16 protein-coding genes are annotated in these 16,532 nt (G+C 60.5%); 9 read left to right on the top strand and 7 right to left on the bottom strand.

Translation table 11 applies throughout. From position 1 onward, the window contains the following. Positions 1-54 precede the first annotated feature (54 nt). A complete protein-coding gene (gene thiI, locus TX23_RS12695) occupies positions 55-1,509 on the bottom strand; it encodes a tRNA uracil 4-sulfurtransferase ThiI (RefSeq protein ID WP_057702454.1) in 1,455 nt (484 codons plus the stop codon). Between the two features lie 334 nt (positions 1,510-1,843). On the opposite strand from thiI, the gene glnA reads away from it, so the two are divergent. The 4 genes from glnA to ntrC all read left to right on the top strand — a co-directional run bounded on the left by glnA (position 1,844) and on the right by ntrC (position 6,785). Beyond that, a complete protein-coding gene (glnA, locus tag TX23_RS12690; RefSeq protein WP_005783941.1) occupies positions 1,844-3,250 on the top strand; it encodes a type I glutamate--ammonia ligase in 1,407 nt (468 codons plus the stop codon). Between the two features lie 208 nt (positions 3,251-3,458). Beyond that, positions 3,459-4,007 carry a chorismate mutase gene (locus TX23_RS12685; protein ID WP_057702453.1) on the top strand — a complete coding sequence of 183 codons (549 nt, stop codon included), beginning with the start codon at positions 3,459-3,461 and terminating at the stop codon, positions 4,005-4,007. 259 nt (positions 4,008-4,266) lie between these two features. Then, positions 4,267-5,352, top strand: a complete 1,086-nt coding sequence (gene glnL, locus TX23_RS12680) for a nitrogen regulation protein NR(II) (RefSeq protein ID WP_005783937.1) — start codon at positions 4,267-4,269, stop codon at positions 5,350-5,352. Continuing rightward, complete coding sequence (gene ntrC / locus TX23_RS12675) at positions 5,349-6,785, top strand: nitrogen regulation protein NR(I) (protein WP_003187806.1); 1,437 nt, start codon at positions 5,349-5,351, stop codon at positions 6,783-6,785. Before glnL ends, ntrC begins: the two co-directional genes overlap by 4 nt. Before the next feature lie 444 nt (positions 6,786-7,229). Here the strand turns inward: ntrC and TX23_RS12670 are convergent, their stop codons facing one another. Next, complete coding sequence (locus TX23_RS12670; protein WP_057702452.1) at positions 7,230-7,670, bottom strand: hypothetical protein; 441 nt, start codon at positions 7,668-7,670, stop codon at positions 7,230-7,232. Here TX23_RS12670 and TX23_RS12665 point away from each other — a divergent pair. After that, positions 7,669-8,124 (top strand): tRNA (cytidine(34)-2'-O)-methyltransferase, encoded by a 456-nt coding sequence (locus TX23_RS12665; protein WP_003171120.1) that lies wholly within the window; start codon positions 7,669-7,671, stop codon positions 8,122-8,124. The genes TX23_RS12670 and TX23_RS12665 overlap by 2 nt on opposite strands. Positions 8,125-8,242: 118 nt before the next feature. Here the strand turns inward: TX23_RS12665 and secB are convergent, their stop codons facing one another. Genes secB through TX23_RS12650 form a run of 3 tightly spaced genes read right to left on the bottom strand, consistent with a single transcriptional unit; the run spans position 8,243 to position 9,434 of the window. Continuing rightward, positions 8,243-8,722: a protein-export chaperone SecB gene (secB, locus tag TX23_RS12660; protein WP_014716520.1), complete on the bottom strand. Its 480-nt coding sequence runs from the start codon at positions 8,720-8,722 to the stop codon at positions 8,243-8,245. A gap of 42 nt (positions 8,723-8,764) precedes the next feature. Continuing rightward, positions 8,765-9,019, bottom strand: a complete 255-nt coding sequence (grxC, locus tag TX23_RS12655; protein WP_057702451.1) for a glutaredoxin 3 — start codon at positions 9,017-9,019, stop codon at positions 8,765-8,767. 1 nt (position 9,020) lies between these two features. Continuing rightward, positions 9,021-9,434, bottom strand: a complete 414-nt coding sequence (locus tag TX23_RS12650; RefSeq protein WP_003187796.1) for a rhodanese-like domain-containing protein — start codon at positions 9,432-9,434, stop codon at positions 9,021-9,023. Positions 9,435-9,585: 151 nt separating this feature from the next. Here TX23_RS12650 and gpmI point away from each other — a divergent pair, with 151 nt between their 5' ends. From gpmI to TX23_RS12630, 4 genes are all read left to right on the top strand, one after another. Beyond that, on the top strand, positions 9,586-11,112 hold the full coding sequence (gene gpmI / locus TX23_RS12645) for a 2,3-bisphosphoglycerate-independent phosphoglycerate mutase (RefSeq protein WP_057702450.1): 1,527 nt from the start codon (positions 9,586-9,588) through the stop codon (positions 11,110-11,112). 258 nt (positions 11,113-11,370) lie between these two features. Continuing rightward, positions 11,371-12,666 (top strand): murein hydrolase activator EnvC family protein, encoded by a 1,296-nt coding sequence (locus TX23_RS12640; RefSeq protein ID WP_057702449.1) that lies wholly within the window; start codon positions 11,371-11,373, stop codon positions 12,664-12,666. A gap of 30 nt (positions 12,667-12,696) precedes the next feature. Beyond that, entirely contained in the window at positions 12,697-14,013 is a 1,317-nt protein-coding gene (locus TX23_RS12635) for a S41 family peptidase (protein ID WP_057702448.1), read from the top strand. Positions 14,014-14,015: 2 nt separating this feature from the next. Next, entirely contained in the window at positions 14,016-14,789 is a 774-nt protein-coding gene (locus TX23_RS12630; protein ID WP_057702447.1) for a divergent polysaccharide deacetylase family protein, read from the top strand. Positions 14,790-14,933: 144 nt separating this feature from the next. Here the strand turns inward: TX23_RS12630 and TX23_RS12625 are convergent, their stop codons facing one another. Continuing rightward, positions 14,934-15,689, bottom strand: a complete 756-nt coding sequence (locus tag TX23_RS12625) for a substrate-binding periplasmic protein (protein ID WP_057702446.1) — start codon at positions 15,687-15,689, stop codon at positions 14,934-14,936. A gap of 66 nt (positions 15,690-15,755) precedes the next feature. Beyond that, positions 15,756-16,526: an imidazole glycerol phosphate synthase subunit HisF gene (hisF, locus tag TX23_RS12620; RefSeq protein WP_003171107.1), complete on the bottom strand. Its 771-nt coding sequence runs from the start codon at positions 16,524-16,526 to the stop codon at positions 15,756-15,758. Positions 16,527-16,532 lie beyond the last annotated feature (6 nt).

Below are 16,532 nucleotides of genomic sequence, written 5' to 3'. Positions count from 1 at the left end.
ACGGCAGAGTCGGGGGGCCGGTGACGCAGGCCACAGGCAAACAGCCCCGGGCTCTTAGCTCGGTCGATAAACGCGCACATTGGCATACCCCTCACTGAGCAAATGGTGGGCATGCAGGCGACTCATCACGCCTTTGTCGCAATACAACAGGTACTGACGGCTGTTATCCAGTTCCTTGAAACGCGCGTTCAGTGCGTAGAACGGCAGCGTTTGCACGTCGATGCCAGCGATTTCCAGCGGCTCATCCTCAGCGGCATCCGGGTGACGGATGTCGATGACGATCTGGCCGGCCAGGGCTTCGCTGACTTCTTCGATTTTTACATCCTGGCCCAACTCGTCGATCACCCGATCGATTGGGACCAGCTTGGCGTTCTCGAGCGCACGCTCCAGAATCGCCATGTCGAATTCTTTCTCTTCATGCTCCACACGGTGACGCTTGGCGTGGGTCTTGGGGTTCACCGAGATGACCCCGCAGTACTCAGGCATGTGCTTGGCAAAGTCGGCGGTGCCGATTTGCTCTGCCAGGTCGATGATGTCCTGCTTGTGGCTGGCGATCAGCGGGCGTAGCACCAGCTTCTCGGTCACGCAGTCGATGATCGACAGGTTCGGCAGCGTCTGGCTGGACACTTGGGAAATCGCCTCACCGGTCACCAGGGCGTCGATCTGCAATTGATCGGCGATTCGGGACGCGGCGCGCAACATCATACGCTTCAATACCACGCCCATATGACTGTTATCGACTTTGCCGAGAATTTCGCCCAGCACTTCCTCGAACGGCACGCTTACAAATAGCACGCGCTGGGAGCTGCCGTACTTCTTCCAGATAAAGTGCGCAACTTCCATCACGCCCAATTCGTGTGCACGCCCGCCCAGGTTAAAGAAGCAGAAGTGGCTCATCAGGCCGCGGCGCATGATCTGGTAGGCCGCCACCGTGGAATCGAAACCGCCGGACATCAATACCAGGGTCTGTTCCAGGGCGCCCAGCGGGTAGCCGCCGATGCTGTTGTGTTGGCTGTGGATCACAAACAACCGTTGGTCGCGAATTTCCATGCGCACTTCAATTTGCGGCGCTTTAAGGGAAATTCCAGCGGCGCCGCACTCGCGACGCAGCTTGCTGCCGACGTATTTTTCGACATCCATGGAGCTGAAGGTGTGCTTGCCGGCACGCTTGCAGCGCACCGAAAAAATCTTGCCTTCAAGCGCACTGCCGTAGTGCTGCTTGCACTTTTCGGTGATGTCGTCGAAGTCGCCCAGCGGGTACTCATCCACCTGCAGGAAATGCGCGATACCCGGCATGCAGCTCAGGCGCTCGGTCATGTCCTTCAAGGCTTTGGCGTCGGTAATGCGGGTTTCCAGCTCGAGGTTGTCCCACACGCCGTTCACCACCACAGCCGGGTCCAGGTCACGGAGCACGGCACGGATGTTCTTGGCCAACTGACGGATGAAACGCGTCCGTACCGGTCGGCTTTTGATGGTGATCTCGGGGAAGACTTTAACGATTAATTTCATGGAAACAGCGCGCGCCGGGCCTGCTGAAAAAGGGGGGCGCGGATTATAGCGGAAATCGCTCAAGGTTTAACCAGTTAATATGCATCGAACGCGCAACGCACCAAAACGGGTCATTTATGTAAATTAACGCTACATTGCAGTGCGCTGTTTACCGCGCTTTGGCCGTTTGCACCGCAATAGGGGCCATTTTGAGGCAAAAAGACCATGTTGGCGCACTGGCATGTAATTTGCTCTCTTGTGAGGCAGGTTGCCTTGGCGGAGTATCCGCGCCGGCATCACCCACATTCTAAGGGCTAACTCCACTACCCAAGCCCGAAGCCACCCGGAGGACACCATGTCGAAGTCGGTTCAACTCATCAAAGATCATGACGTTAAATGGATTGATCTGCGCTTCACGGACACAAAAGGCACTCAGCACCACGTGACCATGCCGGCTCGCGACGCGCTGGATGATGCTTTCTTCGAAGAAGGCAAAATGTTCGACGGTTCCTCCATCGCCGGCTGGAAAGGCATTGAAGCTTCCGACATGATCCTGATGCCGGACGACAGCACTGCCGTGCTGGACCCGTTCACCGAAGAGCCGACCCTGATCCTGGTCTGCGACGTGATCGAACCGTCGACCATGCAAGGCTACGACCGCGACCCACGTGCGATCGCCAAGCGTGCCGAGGAATACCTGAAGTCCACCGGTATTGGTGACACTGTATTCGTGGGCCCGGAGCCAGAGTTCTTCATCTTTGACCAGGTGAAGTTCAAGTCCGACATCTCCGGTTCCATGTTCAAGATCTACTCCGAGCAAGGCTCGTGGATGTCCGACCAGGACGTGGAAGGCGGCAACCATGGCCACCGTCCAGGCATCAAAGGCGGCTACTTCCCGGTTCCACCGTTTGACCACGACCACGAAATCCGTACCTCCATGTGCAACGCCATGGAAGACATGGGCCTGGTCATCGAAGTGCATCACCACGAAGTGGCGACTGCCGGCCAGAACGAAATCGGTGTGAAGTTCAACACCCTGGTGGCCAAGGCTGACGAAGTTCAGACCCTGAAGTACTGCGTACACAACACTGCCGTTGCTTACGGCCGTACCGCTACCTTCATGCCCAAGCCTCTGTACGGCGATAACGGTTCGGGTATGCACGTTCACCTGTCCATCGCCAAAGAAGGCAAGAACACCTTCGCGGGTGAAGGTTATGCCGGCCTGTCCGACACCGCCCTGTACTTCATCGGCGGCATCATCAAGCACGGTAAGGCTTTGAACGGCTTCACCAACCCGTCCACCAACTCCTACAAGCGTCTGGTGCCAGGTTTCGAAGCGCCGGTGATGCTGGCCTACTCGGCACGCAACCGTTCGGCCTCGATCCGTATTCCTTACGTGTCCAGCCCGCGCGCTCGTCGTATCGAAGCTCGCTTCCCGGACCCGGCAGCCAACCCATACCTGGCCTTCGCTGCGCTGGTGATGGCTGGCCTGGACGGTATCCAGAACAAGATCCACCCTGGCGACGCCGCCGACAAAAACTTGTACGACCTGCCGCCTGAAGAGGCCAAAGAGATCCCACAAGTGTGCGGCAGCCTGAAAGAAGCCCTGGAAGAGCTGGACAAGGGCCGTGCGTTCCTGACCAAAGGCGGCGTGTTCAGCGACGACTTCATCGACGCTTACATCGCCCTGAAAAGCGAAGAAGAAATCAAGGTGCGCACCTTCGTACACCCACTGGAATACGAGCTGTACTACAGCTGCTGATCCGGTAGCGCTGCTTCTTAAGAGCGGCGTGACGAAAAAGACCTCCCCCGGGAGGTCTTTTTTTTGCCTGGGCGTTACGCTACGCCAGCTCTGCAAACCCAATCAAAGTGTGGGAGCTGGCTTGCCTGCGATAGCGCACTACCGGCCACCTGCTGTATCACTGACACACCGCCATCGCGGGCAAGCCCGCTCCCACAGGAGATCACCTTTGAGACATCGACTTGTATTTGCCCTGCTGTTCATCAGTGCCAGTGCGAGCGCTGCGCCGCCTACGCTCGAACCCCTGCTCAACAGCATTGCCGAACGCCTGGAGATTGCCGACCAGGTGGCGCTGAGTAAATGGGACAGCCACAAGCCCGTGGAGGACAAGAAGCGCGAGCAAGAGGTGATCGCCAGCGTCACTGCCCAGGCGCCGAGCTACAAGCTGGACCCGGCCGCTGCCGAGCAGTTCTTCGCCGCGCAGATCGAGGCGAACAAACTGGTGCAATACACCCACCTGTCCGACTGGCAGTTCCAGGGCAAGGCCCCCGATGATCCGCGCCCGGACCTGATCAAGCAGATTCGCCCGCAGCTCGATGAGCTGCAAAAACGCTTGCTGCAACAACTGGCCGACTTCACCCCCCAGCGCACCGACCCGCAGTGCCCGCAGTGGCTGGCCGCAGCAGTGCATGAGCCCTTGAACGATCCGCTGCGCCAGCTGGCAATGATCCGCGCCACGGCCGAGCTGTGCCTCTACAAAGCCTCCTCCCCCACTTAAACCCCGTCCCCCCCTGACAGCGACTGAGCAACCTTCACAAAACCGCACTATATTGGTGCGGTAGGTTGCACCCTCCCCGCAGGCACAGCCCATTTTGGTTCGATTCTTCCCGATCAAGCTGGCAGAACGCCACAGTTTCGCGCCTAAAACCCCTATTTCAGGGCTTTAACGCTTCTTTTCGGAGCCTTGGTTTGGTTTTTGCATTTTCCTTGTATCAGCGTGTGCCTCAAGCCTGCGCCTTGCTCCAAAAGAGGTCCCGATGACCATCAGTGATGCACTGCACCGTTTGTTACTCGACAACCTGACCACCGCGACCATCCTGCTCAATGCCGATTTGCGCCTTGAGTACATGAACCCGGCGGCGGAGATGCTGCTGGCCATCAGCGGCCAGCGCAGCCATGGGCAGTTCATCAGCGAGCTGTTCACCGAGTCGGCCGAAGCCTTGAGCTCGTTGCGCCAGGCCGTGGAGCAGGCACATCCGTTCACCAAGCGCGAAGCGATGCTCACCGCCCTCACCGGCCAAACGCTGACGGTCGATTACGCCGTAACCCCCATTCTGAGCAATGGCGCCACGCTGCTGTTGCTCGAAGTCCACCCCCGCGACCGCCTGCTGCGCATCACCAAGGAAGAGGCGCAGCTGTCCAAGCAGGAAACCAGCAAGATGCTGGTGCGCGGCCTGGCCCATGAGATCAAGAACCCGCTCGGCGGGATTCGCGGCGCGGCGCAACTGCTGGCCCGCGAGCTGCCCGAAGAGCACCTCAAGGACTACACCAACGTCATCATCGAAGAAGCCGACCGCCTGCGTAACCTTGTGGACCGCATGCTCGGCTCCAACAAGTTGCCGTCACTGGCGATGACCAACGTGCATGAGGTGCTTGAGCGCGTCTGCCAACTGGTCGAGGCCGAGAGCCAGGGCTGCATCACCCTGGTACGCGACTATGACCCGAGCATTCCCGATGTATTGATCGACCGCGAGCAGATGATCCAGGCGGTGCTCAATATCGTGCGCAACGCCATGCAAGCCATCAGCAGCCAGAACGAGCTGCGCCTTGGCCGCATCAGCCTGCGCACCCGCGCCCTGCGCCAGTTCACCATCGGCCATGTGCGCCATCGCCTGGTGACCAAGGTCGAAATCATCGACAACGGCCCGGGCATTCCCGCCGAGCTGCAGGAAACCATCTTCTTCCCCATGGTCAGTGGCCGCCCGGACGGTACCGGGCTGGGCCTGGCCATTACCCAGAACATCATCAGCCAGCACCAGGGCCTGATCGAATGTGAGAGCCATCCCGGCCACACCACGTTCTCGATCTTCCTGCCATTGGAACAAGGAGCCCCCACGACATGAGCCGTAGTGAAACTGTCTGGATCGTCGATGACGACCGTTCTATCCGTTGGGTCCTGGAAAAAGCCTTGCAACAGGAAGGCATGACCACCCAAAGCTTCGACAGCGCCGACGGGGTGATGAGCCGCCTGGCACGCCAGCAGCCGGACGTGATCATTTCCGACATCCGTATGCCCGGCGCCAGCGGCCTGGACTTGCTGGCGCGCATCCGCGAGCAGCACCCGCGCTTGCCGGTGATCATCATGACAGCGCACTCGGACCTGGACAGCGCTGTCGCGTCCTACCAGGGCGGCGCTTTTGAATACCTGCCCAAGCCGTTCGACGTGGATGAGGCGGTGGCGCTGGTCAAGCGCGCCAACCAGCACGCCCAGGAACAACAGAACCAGGAAGCCCCGCCAACCCTGACCCGCACCCCGGAAATCATCGGTGAAGCGCCGGCGATGCAGGAAGTGTTTCGCGCCATTGGGCGCTTGAGCCACTCCAACATCACGGTGCTGATCAATGGCGAGTCGGGCACCGGTAAAGAACTGGTGGCCCACGCGCTGCACCGTCACAGCCCGCGGGCGGCCTCGCCGTTTATCGCGCTGAACATGGCGGCGATCCCCAAGGATTTGATGGAGTCCGAGCTGTTCGGCCATGAGAAAGGCGCGTTCACCGGCGCAGCCAACCTGCGTCGCGGGCGCTTTGAACAGGCCGACGGCGGCACACTGTTTCTCGATGAAATCGGCGATATGCCGGCCGATACCCAAACTCGTTTGCTGCGCGTACTGGCCGACGGTGAGTTCTACCGTGTGGGCGGGCATACGCCGGTCAAGGTCGATGTGCGCATCATTGCGGCCACCCACCAGAACCTGGAAACCCTGGTACACGCCGGCAAATTCCGCGAGGACTTGTTCCACCGCCTCAACGTGATCCGCATCCATATCCCGCGCATGTCGGACCGCCGCGAAGACATCCCCACCCTCGCCCGCCACTTCCTCAGCCGTGCCGCGCTTGAGTTGGCGGTGGAGCCCAAACTGCTCAAAAGCGAGACCGAGGAATACCTCAAGAACCTGCCGTGGCCCGGCAACGTGCGCCAGTTGGAGAACACCTGCCGCTGGATCACCGTGATGGCGTCCGGGCGTGAAGTGCACATCAGCGACCTGCCACCGGAGCTACTGAGCCTGCCGCAGGATTCGGCACCCGTGACCAACTGGGAACAGGCGCTGCGCCAGTGGGCCGACCAGGCGTTGGCGCGCGGCCAGTCGAACCTGCTGGACAGCGCCGTGCCGGCGTTCGAACGGATCATGATCGAGACCGCGTTGAAGCACACTGCCGGCCGCCGTCGCGATGCGGCGGTGCTGCTGGGCTGGGGGCGCAATACCCTGACGCGCAAGATCAAGGAGTTGGGGATGAAGGTGGATGGCGGGGATGATGATGAGGGTGATGAGGCCTGAACCCCTGGACCGCTGAAGGCCCAGCGTGGGAGCCGGGCTTGCCCGCGATGACGGTGTGTCAGTCACCCTGTATAGGGCTGACACGCCGTCATCGCAGGCAAGCCAGCTCCCACATTGGTTTTGTGCAATGCCTGCAGACTGTGCACCGCTTCAATGCACGATGAACCGGCATTGAGCACAGACCAGAAAACCTGCATATCGCTTTCGCTACAAATTTCTTGGCAGCAGAAACAATCAAAGCCCCGTATTCCGGGGCTTTGGGCTTTTTGGCGAACTTTTATGAATGAAATCGCAAACTCTGGCACGCCCCCTGCAATAACCCCAGCACAACCCAGTTTCGGGGACCTTGGTACAGGCAGGCCGAGAATCCCCTCTTTAACACCGAAGCCTCTGGCTTCAACCGTTTTGGGAGCCCTGGTACAGGCAGGCCGGGAACTCCCTCTTTTATTGCTCCTGGAGATGGATCTCCAACCGCCAGCGGTCATCGACCTCCTGGCCCTTCCACTGCCCACGCAACGGCCGCGCCGCCACCAGGTTCAGCAGCAAACCGCCATCGGTCTTGCGCACACGCCAGTTCACGTCCTTGTCATTGACTTTCAGTTGCCCGCCGGCAGGTTTGCCCAAGGCGTCGAACAGCAGCGCCACGGTGCCGTCGATATGCTCGCCGTGCAGCTTGGGTTCGCGGCTGAACCACACCGCTACACCGTCGACAGCCGGTACTACCTCCAGTAACTGGACCGGGTCCGGCGTGGTCAGGCGACCGATCATCAAGCCGACCATCAGGCCGACAATCGCCAACGAGCCCAAAACCCTCGGCAATAGCTTCGGCCTCGGGTCTTCTTCAGGGGTAGAATGCAGCGCATCTTTGCCTTCGGAGCCGTGCATGTTTCACGTCATCCTTTTTCAACCAGAAATTCCGCCGAATACCGGCAACGTTATCAGGCTGTGCGCCAACAGTGGCTGCCACCTGCATTTGATCGAGCCGTTGGGCTTCGACATGGACGACAAGCGCCTGCGCCGCGCCGGGCTGGACTACCACGAGTACGCCACCCTCAAGCGTCACGCCGACCTGGCCAGTTGCCTGGAAAGCCTGGGCCATCCGCGCTTGTTCGCGTTCACCACCAAGGGTTCGCGCCCGTTTCACGATGCCAGCTTTGCCGAGGGCGATGCCTTCCTGTTCGGCCCTGAAAGCCGGGGCCTGCCGGCCGAGGTGCTCGACGCATTGCCCGATGGCCACCGCCTGCGCTTGCCGATGCGTGAAGGCTGCCGCAGCCTGAACCTGTCCAACACCGTGGCCGTCGCTGTTTACGAAGGCTGGCGCCAACTGGGCTTCAAGTAATACGCAAAACAAATGTGGGAGGGGGCTTGCCCCCGATGGCGGAGTGTCAGTCATCACTTATGTGACTGGTCCACCGCTATCGGGGGCAAGCCCCCTCCCACATTGTTACCGCATCGACTTACTGAACCGTCGGCGCGCCTTCCTGTTGCATGCGCTGCAGCTCTTGGGCGTACAGGGCATCGAAGTTCACCGGAGCCAGCATCAGCGCCGGGAACGAGCCACGGGTGACCAGGCTGTCCAGGGTCTCACGGGCATACGGGAACAGGATGTTCGGGCAGAACGCGCCCAGGGTGTGGCTCATGGAGGCTTCGTCCAGGCCCTGGATCAGGAAGATACCGGCCTGTTGCACTTCAGCGATGAAGGCCACTTCTTCGCCGTTCTTGACGGTAACCGACAGGGTCAGCACCACTTCGTGGAAGTCGCCTTCCAGGGCTTTTTGACGGGTGTTCAGGTCCAGCGCAACGCTTGGGGTCCATTCCTGACGGAAGATCGCCGGGCTTTTCGGCGCTTCGAACGACAGGTCGCGCACGTAGATGCGCTGCAGCGAAAACTGTGGGCCTTGAGCTTCTGCTGCTTCGGTGTTCTGTTGATCAGTCATCGCAGATCCTTCTTTATCTTGGGGTTCTTAAGGGGTTAGCAGTCAGACGGACAGCAGCGCATCAAGTTTACCGGCGCGCTCCAGAGCGAACAGGTCATCGCAACCACCGATATGCCGGGCGCCGATCCAGATCTGCGGGACCGACGTGCGGCCAGCCTTCTGGGCCATTTCGGCGCGCACCTGAGGCTTGCCATCGACCTTGATCTCATCGAAGGCGACCTTCTTGCTCTGCAGCAGCTGCTTGGCTCGAATGCAAAACGGGCAATAATCGCTGGAATATACGACAACCTGGCTCATATCACTTCACCAACGGCAGGTTATCGCCACGCCAGCTGCTGATACCACCCGACAGCTTGGCGGCGGTGAAGCCGGTCTTGAGCATCTCGCGGGCGTGGGTGCCGGAGTGCTGGCCTTGGGCGTCGACCAGAATAATGGTCTTGGCCTTGTATTTTTCCAGCTCGGCCAAGCGTGCGATCAGCTTGTCCTGGGGAATGTTCAGGGCGCCAACGATATGGCCGGCGGCATAATCCTTGGCCGGGCGAATATCGACGACAACGGCCTCATCCTTGTTGACCAGCGCGGTCAGCTCCGACGTGCTCAGGCTGCGACCACCGCGGCTCAGTTCATGCGCGATCAGCAGCGCCAGCAGGATGACGAAGGCACCCACGAGCAGGTAGTGGGCAGTGGCAAATGCAATCAGGTGATCAACCATCAAGGAGGTTCCAGGGCGTTAAAATGGCGGTAAGTATACACAGCCGCCAAGGAGGGCCAACCCCCGTAAAGCGGTGACGCGCTCGGAACTTCGCTTTAAACTGCCACTCCCTTTTCCATTGTCTTCCTTTATTACCGCCGCGAGAGGATCTATGACTACCACGCCTAAACCTTTGGTCCTGATAATTCTCGATGGCTTCGGACACAGTGAAAGCCACCACGACAACGCCGTGTACTCGGCCAACAAGCCCGTACTGGACCGCCTGACGGCAACGGTTCCCAACGGCCTGATCTCCGGTTCCGGCATGGACGTGGGCCTGCCGGACGGCCAGATGGGCAACTCGGAAGTCGGCCACATGAACCTCGGCGCCGGACGAGTGGTATATCAAGACTTCACCCGTGTGACCAAAGCGATCCGCGATGGCGAGTTTTTCGAAAACCCGACCATCTGCGCTGCGGTCGATAAAGCCGTCGCCGCCGGTAAAGCCGTGCACTTCATGGGCCTGCTGTCGGACGGCGGCGTCCACAGCCACCAGGATCACCTGATCGCCATGGCCGAACTGGCCTTCAAGCGCGGTGCCGACAAGATCTACCTGCACGCCTTCCTCGACGGCCGCGACACCCCGCCCAAAAGCGCGCAATCCTCCATCGAACTGCTCGACGCCACCTTCGCCGCACTCGGCAAGGGCCGCATCGCCAGCCTGGTGGGCCGTTACTTCGCCATGGACCGTGACAACCGTTGGGACCGCGTCTCCCAGGCCTACAACCTGATCGTCGACGGCCAGGCCGAATTCAACGCCGCCACCGCCCAGGAAGGTCTGGAAGCAGCCTATGCCCGTGGCGAGAGCGATGAGTTCGTCAAGGCCACCACCATCGGTGAGCCGGTGAAGGTCGAAGACGGCGATGCCGTGGTGTTCATGAACTTCCGCGCCGACCGTGCCCGCGAGCTGAGCCATGTGTTCGTCGATGACGGCTTCAAGGATTTTGCGCGCGCGCGCCAGCCGAAAGTCGAGTTCGTCATGCTCACCCAATACGCTGCCAACATCCCGGCCCCGTCGGCATTCGCCCCGGGCAGCCTGGAAAACGTGCTGGGCGACTACCTGGCCAAGAACGGCAAGACCCAGCTGCGCATCGCCGAGACCGAAAAGTACGCCCACGTGACCTTCTTCTTCTCCGGTGGCCGCGAAGAGCCGTTCCCCGGCGAAGAACGCATCCTGATCCCGTCACCAAAAGTCGCTACCTACGATTTGCAGCCGGAAATGAGCGCACCGGAAGTGACCGACAAGATTGTCGACGCCATTGATCACCAGCGTTACGACGTGATCGTGGTCAACTACGCCAACGGCGACATGGTCGGCCACAGCGGCAACCTGGAAGCAGCGGTCAAGGCCGTGGAATGCCTGGACAAATGTGTTGGCCGCATCGTGGATGCGCTGGACAAAGTCGGTGGCGAAGCGCTGATCACCGCTGACCACGGTAACTGCGAGCAGATGTCTGACGAATCCACCGGCCAGGCTCACACAGCCCACACCACCGAGCCGGTGCCGTTCATCTATGTCGGCAGACGTGACCTGAAAGTGCGTGAAGGTGGCGTGCTGGCGGACGTGGCGCCGACCATGCTGAAACTGATGGGGCTGGAGCAGCCGAAGGAGATGACCGGGACCTCAATCCTGGTCTGATCCAAAGTACGCCACAAAACAGTGTGGGAGCGGGCTTGCCCGCGATAGCGGCTAATCAGTCGACATCTATGTCGCTGACCCACCGCAATCGCGGGCAAGCCCGCTCCCGCATTGGTTTTGTGGTGTTTGGTAGATGTCTTTTCGCCATACCATCGCCACTCGGCAGCTATCTTGCCCTACCGCCCCAATTGGGCGTTTTTTTTGCAGCGCTTGGCGGGCATACTAGGCCGTCCTTTTCCCCTGGTGTCGCCCGCCTCTATGCTTCGCGCCTTGATAACCCTCGCTCTTGTCTGCCTGCTCCAACCGGCGTTTGCCGATGAGCGCGCACAAACCCAACAACAGTTGGACGCTACGCGTCAGGACATTACCGAGCTGAAAAAGCTGCTCGGCAAGCTCCAGGAAGAAAAATCCGGGGTGCAGAAAGACCTGCGCGGCACGGAAACCGAGATGGGCAAGCTGGAGAAGCAGGTCCAGGAGCTGCAAAAAGAACTAAAGAAGAGCGAGTCGGAACTGGAGCGACTCGACGCTGAGAAAAAAAAACTCCAGAGCGCCCGCGTTGAACAGCAACGCCTGATCGCGATCCAGGCCCGCGCCGCCTACCAAAGCGGCCGCCAGGAATACCTCAAGCTGCTGCTCAACCAGCAAAACCCTGAGAAATTCGCCCGCACCCTCACTTATTACGACTACCTGAGCCAGGCGCGCCTGGCGCAATTGAAGGGGTTTAACGAAACCCTGCGCCAACTGGCCAATGTCGAACAGGAAATCGCCGACCAGCAATCGCAGCTGCTCGACCAGAAAACCGCCCTGGACACCCAGCGCGACCAGCTCGATAAAGTACGCAAGGAACGCCAGCAGGCCCTGGCCAAGCTCAATAGCGATGTAAAAGCCCGCGACGCCAAGCTCCAGGCACGCGAGCAGGACCAGGCCGACCTGGCCAAAGTGCTCAAAACCATCGAAGAAACCCTGGCGCGCCAGGCACGTGAAGCCGAAGAAGCGCGGCAAAAAGCGCTGATCGCCCAGCAGGAAGCGGAAAAAAAGCGTCAGCGTGAGGCCGAACTGGCAGCCACCAGCGACGCGCCAGCACCGCGCAAACCCGCGCGTGCAAGCCCTGGCCCGCTGGTTTCCAGCAGCGGCGAGTCGTTCGGCGGCCCTTTTGCTTCAGCGCGGGGCAAACTTCCATGGCCGGTTGATGGTCGACTATTGGCACGCTTTGGAGAAACCCGCGGCGATGACACTCGCGCCAAGTGGGATGGGGTGATGATCAGCGCCTCCGCCGGCAGCCAGGTCCACGCCGTTCACGGTGGGCGCGTGGTATTTGCCGATTGGCTGCGGGGCGCCGGTTTGCTGGTGATTCTCGACCACGGAAATGGCTATTTGAGCCTTTACGGCCACAATCAGACATTACTCAAGTCGGCAGGTGATGTTGTAAAAGCCGGTGAATCCATCTCCACTGTCGGTAACAGTGGCGGCCAGGACACCCCGGCGCTGTACTTCGCTATTCGTCAGCAGGGTCGCCCGAGCGATCCTGCACAATGGTGCCGTTCCCAAGGATAGGGCCGCATCTACATTAGGAGTTCGTTCGACATGCTGCATTTGTCCCGCCTCACTTCGCTGGCCCTGACGATCGCCCTGGTGATCGGCGCGCCTCTGGCTTTTGCCGACCAGGCTCCCGCCGCCACAGCCGCGACCTCTGCCGCCACCACTAAGGCACCGTTGCCGCTGGATGAGCTGCGCACTTTTGCCGAGGTCATGGACCGGATCAAGGCAGCGTATGTCGAACCTGTAGACGACAAGGCTCTGCTGGAAAATGCCATCAAGGGCATGCTCAGCAACCTTGATCCGCACTCCGCCTACCTGGGCCCGGAAGATTTCGCCGAGTTGCAGGAAAGCACCAGCGGTGAGTTCGGCGGCCTGGGCATCGAAGTGGGCTCTGAAGACGGCCAGATCAAAGTGGTCTCGCCCATCGACGATACCCCTGCATCCAAGGCCGGTATCCAGGCCGGCGACCTGATCGTGAAGATCAATGGCCAGCCGACCCGCGGCCAGACCATGACCGAAGCCGTCGACAAGATGCGCGGCAAGCTCGGCCAGAAGATCACCCTGACCCTGGTACGTGATGGCGGTAACCCGTTTGACGTGACCCTGGCCCGTGCGACCATCACGGTCAAGAGTGTGAAGAGCCAGTTGCTGGAGTCGGGCTACGGTTACATCCGTATCACCCAGTTCCAGGTCAAGACCGGCGACGAAGTGGCCAAGGCCCTGGCCAAGCTGCGCAAAGACAACGGCAAGAAGCTCAACGGCATCGTGCTTGACCTGCGCAACAACCCAGGCGGCGTGTTGCAGTCGGCGGTTGAAGTGGTCGACCACTTTGTCACCAAGGGCCTGATCGTCTACACCAAGGGCCGTATCGCCAACTCCGAGTTGCGCTTCTCGGCCACCGGCAACGACTTAAGCGAAAACGTGCCGTTGGCGGTGCTGATCAACGGCGGCAGCGCCTCGGCCTCGGAAATCGTCGCCGGCGCCCTGCAAGACCTCAAGCGCGGCGTGCTGATGGGCACCACCAGCTTCGGCAAAGGCTCGGTGCAGACCGTGTTGCCGTTGAACAACGAACGCGCACTGAAAATCACCACCGCGCTGTACTACACGCCTAACGGCCGCTCGATCCAGGCCCAGGGCATCGTGCCGGACATCGAAGTACGCAGAGCCAAGATCACCAACGAGATCGACGGCGAGTACTACAAAGAGGCCGACCTGCAAGGTCACCTGGGCAATGGCAACGGCGGTGCCGACCAGCCTACCGGCAGCGGCGCCAAGGCCAAGCCGATGCCGCAGGATGATGACTACCAGTTGGCCCAGGCACTGAGCCTGCTCAAGGGCCTGAGCATCACGCGCAGCCGTTGATCATGCGTTTTGCCCTGATCATCGCTGTGCTGTGCAGCCTGGCAGGGGTCGCTCACGCGGCCCCTGCCGACGAACCCCACAAAGCCTACCTGACTCTCATCATCGACGACCTGGGGCAAAACCTGCCGCGCGATCGCCGTGTGCTTGGGCTGCCCGGCCCGGTAACGGCCGCGATCATGCCCGACACGCCCCACGCCGCCGAATTCGCCCGCGAGGCCCACAAGGCCGGCAAGATCGTGATCCTGCACATGCCCATGGACCCGGCCACCGGCCCCTTCGCCTGGCACCCGCAGCTGTCTATCGAAGAACTGGGCAAGCGCCTGGATGCCGCGTTTGAAGCGGTGCCCTACACCGCCGGTATCAACAACCATATGGGCAGCCGCATGACCGCGCAACCCCAGGCGATGGCGTGGTTGATGGCCGAGCTGCAACGGCGCCACAAGTTCTTCGTCGACAGCCGCACCAGCGCGCAGACCGTCGCCGCCGCCGAGGCGCAGAAGATCGGTTTGGCGCATGTTTCACGGGATGTGTTCCTTGATGACGAACGCACCGAGGCAGCGATTACCACACAACTGCAAACCGCGATCAAGCTGGCGCACAAGCAGGGCTCGGCGGTGATGATCGGGCACCCTTACCCGCAGACCCTGGCAGTGCTGGAGCGCGAATTGCCCAAGCTCAAGGCCCAGGGCGTGGAGTGGATCGATATCAAATTGATGATCAGCGTGCGCAGTAACCGGGCGATGAGTGCCCACGGCAAAAACGGCATTTACCGCTAAATGAAGGCAGCGAAGATCCAATGTGGGAGGGGGCTTGCCCCCGATGGCAGTGTGTCAGCTGAAAATGTATTGGCTGATCTACTGCTATCGGGGGCAAGCCCCCTCCCACATTTTGACCGCGTTTATTCTGCGCAACTGCCAACTTCAGAGGTAACGCGCCATGATTTCGTCTACACGACCGCTCTTGCGTAACTCATCCAGCGCCGCCTGGAGCTTGGCGACCACCTCATCAGGCACGTCCTTGTTCAACGCCAGATAAAGCTGCGCGCTATTGAACCGCAACACGGTCTTAAGCCCTGTTACACCAACCTGTCGCGCCAGGTAACGCCCAGCAGGATCGCCAGTGGCCCAAAGGTCGATCTGGCCTTCCATGAGCTTTTGCGCATTGTCCTGGTCGCGCAGAGCGACAATCGGATTGAGCCCCTGCTTTCCCAGTGTTTCAGCAATTGCATCGCCCTTGTAAGCGCCGATCCTGTAGCGGCGGGCGTGCTCAAGATCGCTGAGCTGGATCTTGCTGTCGGCCTTGGCCAGCAGCACCCAATCGTCCGGGCCGATGGGGCCGACCCATTTGAACAAGGCTTCACGGTCTGGCAACCGCGCCATGACAAATACGCCGTAACCGGGCTTTTCCAGGGCGAGCTTGTAGATTCGTTCCCAAGGGAAACGCAAGGTGAGGTTGTAGGAAATACCGGCACGCTGGAAGGTCTCGCGCACGATGTCCACGGCGATGCCTTCGATGTTCTCGTCCTTGGCGAAGTTCTTACCGTTTTTCGCCATGTTGTAGGGCGGGAAATTTTCCGTCAGCAGCACCAGGGAGGCGTCCGACGGTTCTTCGGCTTTGGCCGTACCGGCCATGAGCAGGGAGGTACTGGCGAGGGCGAGCAGCAGGTGTTTGAACATGAAGGCTACCGGAATCCATGGCAAGCGCAGAGAGTGCCGCGAGCCTGCCATGGTGTCCAGTAGCGTTTAGCGAACGACGATACCGCGCGCCGCCATATAGGCTTTGGCCTCAGGCACGGTGTATTCGCCAAAGTGGAAAATACTCGCCGCCAGCACCGCGCTGGCATGGCCCTCGATCACGCCATCGGCCAAATGCTGCAGGTTACCGACGCCACCGGAGGCGATCACCGGGATGCCCAGGGCATCGCTGATGGCGCGGGTGACGCCCAGGTCGAAGCCGTTTTTCATGCCGTCCTGGTCCATGCTGGTCAGCAGGATTTCACCGGCGCCCAAGCCTTCCATCTTCATCGCCCACTCCACCGCATCCAGCCCGGTAGGCTTGCGCCCGCCATGGGTGAAGATCTCCCAGCGCGGGGTTTCGCCCGGGCCGGAAACCTTCTTGGCGTCGATGGCGACGACGATGCATTGCGAGCCGAAGTGTTGCGCGGCTTCGCCGACAAACTCAGGGTTGAACACGGCGGCGGTGTTGATCGAGACCTTGTCCGCACCGGCATTAAGCAGGTTGCGGATGTCTTGCACCGTGCGCACACCACCACCCACGGTCAGCGGGATAAACACCTGGCTGGCCATGCGCTCGACGGTATGCAGCGTGGTGTCGCGGCCATCGACGCTGGCGGTGATGTCGAGAAAGGTAATCTCGTCGGCACCTTGCTCATCGTAGCGACGGGCAATTTCCACCGGGTCGCCGGCATCACGGATGTTCTCGAACTTGACGCCCTTGACCACACGACCGTTGTCGACGTCCAGGCAAGGGATGATGCGTTTGGCCAGCGCCATGGTCAG

Origin of the sequence: Pseudomonas paralactis (assembly GCF_001439735.1) — a bacterium.
Lineage (GTDB): Bacteria > Pseudomonadota > Gammaproteobacteria > Pseudomonadales > Pseudomonadaceae > Aquipseudomonas > Aquipseudomonas paralactis.
The sequence above is the reverse complement of the archived record's forward strand: the minus strand, read 5'-3'. Positions and strand labels throughout refer to the sequence as shown.

Bases quoted from the DNA above. Each gene is read 5' to 3' on its own strand.
- glnA (WP_005783941.1), top strand. From the start codon at position 1,844: ATGTCGAAGTCGGTTCAACTCATCAAAGATCATGACGTTAAATGGATT.
- glnL (WP_005783937.1), top strand. From the start codon at position 4,267: ATGACCATCAGTGATGCACTGCACCGTTTGTTACTCGACAACCTGACC.
- TX23_RS12635 (WP_057702448.1), top strand. From the start codon at position 12,697: ATGCTGCATTTGTCCCGCCTCACTTCGCTGGCCCTGACGATCGCCCTG.
- TX23_RS12640 (WP_057702449.1), top strand. From the start codon at position 11,371: ATGCTTCGCGCCTTGATAACCCTCGCTCTTGTCTGCCTGCTCCAACCG.
- grxC (WP_057702451.1), bottom strand. From the start codon at position 9,019: ATGAGCCAGGTTGTCGTATATTCCAGCGATTATTGCCCGTTTTGCATT.
- TX23_RS12665 (WP_003171120.1), top strand. From the start codon at position 7,669: ATGTTTCACGTCATCCTTTTTCAACCAGAAATTCCGCCGAATACCGGC.
- hisF (WP_003171107.1), bottom strand. From the start codon at position 16,526: ATGGCGCTGGCCAAACGCATCATCCCTTGCCTGGACGTCGACAACGGT.
- TX23_RS12630 (WP_057702447.1), top strand. From the start codon at position 14,016: ATGCGTTTTGCCCTGATCATCGCTGTGCTGTGCAGCCTGGCAGGGGTC.
- ntrC (WP_003187806.1), top strand. From the start codon at position 5,349: ATGAGCCGTAGTGAAACTGTCTGGATCGTCGATGACGACCGTTCTATC.
- secB (WP_014716520.1), bottom strand. From the start codon at position 8,722: ATGACTGATCAACAGAACACCGAAGCAGCAGAAGCTCAAGGCCCACAG.
- TX23_RS12625 (WP_057702446.1), bottom strand. From the start codon at position 15,689: ATGTTCAAACACCTGCTGCTCGCCCTCGCCAGTACCTCCCTGCTCATG.
- gpmI (WP_057702450.1), top strand. From the start codon at position 9,586: ATGACTACCACGCCTAAACCTTTGGTCCTGATAATTCTCGATGGCTTC.
- TX23_RS12650 (WP_003187796.1), bottom strand. From the start codon at position 9,434: ATGGTTGATCACCTGATTGCATTTGCCACTGCCCACTACCTGCTCGTG.
- thiI (WP_057702454.1), bottom strand. From the start codon at position 1,509: ATGAAATTAATCGTTAAAGTCTTCCCCGAGATCACCATCAAAAGCCGA.
- TX23_RS12670 (WP_057702452.1), bottom strand. From the start codon at position 7,670: ATGCACGGCTCCGAAGGCAAAGATGCGCTGCATTCTACCCCTGAAGAA.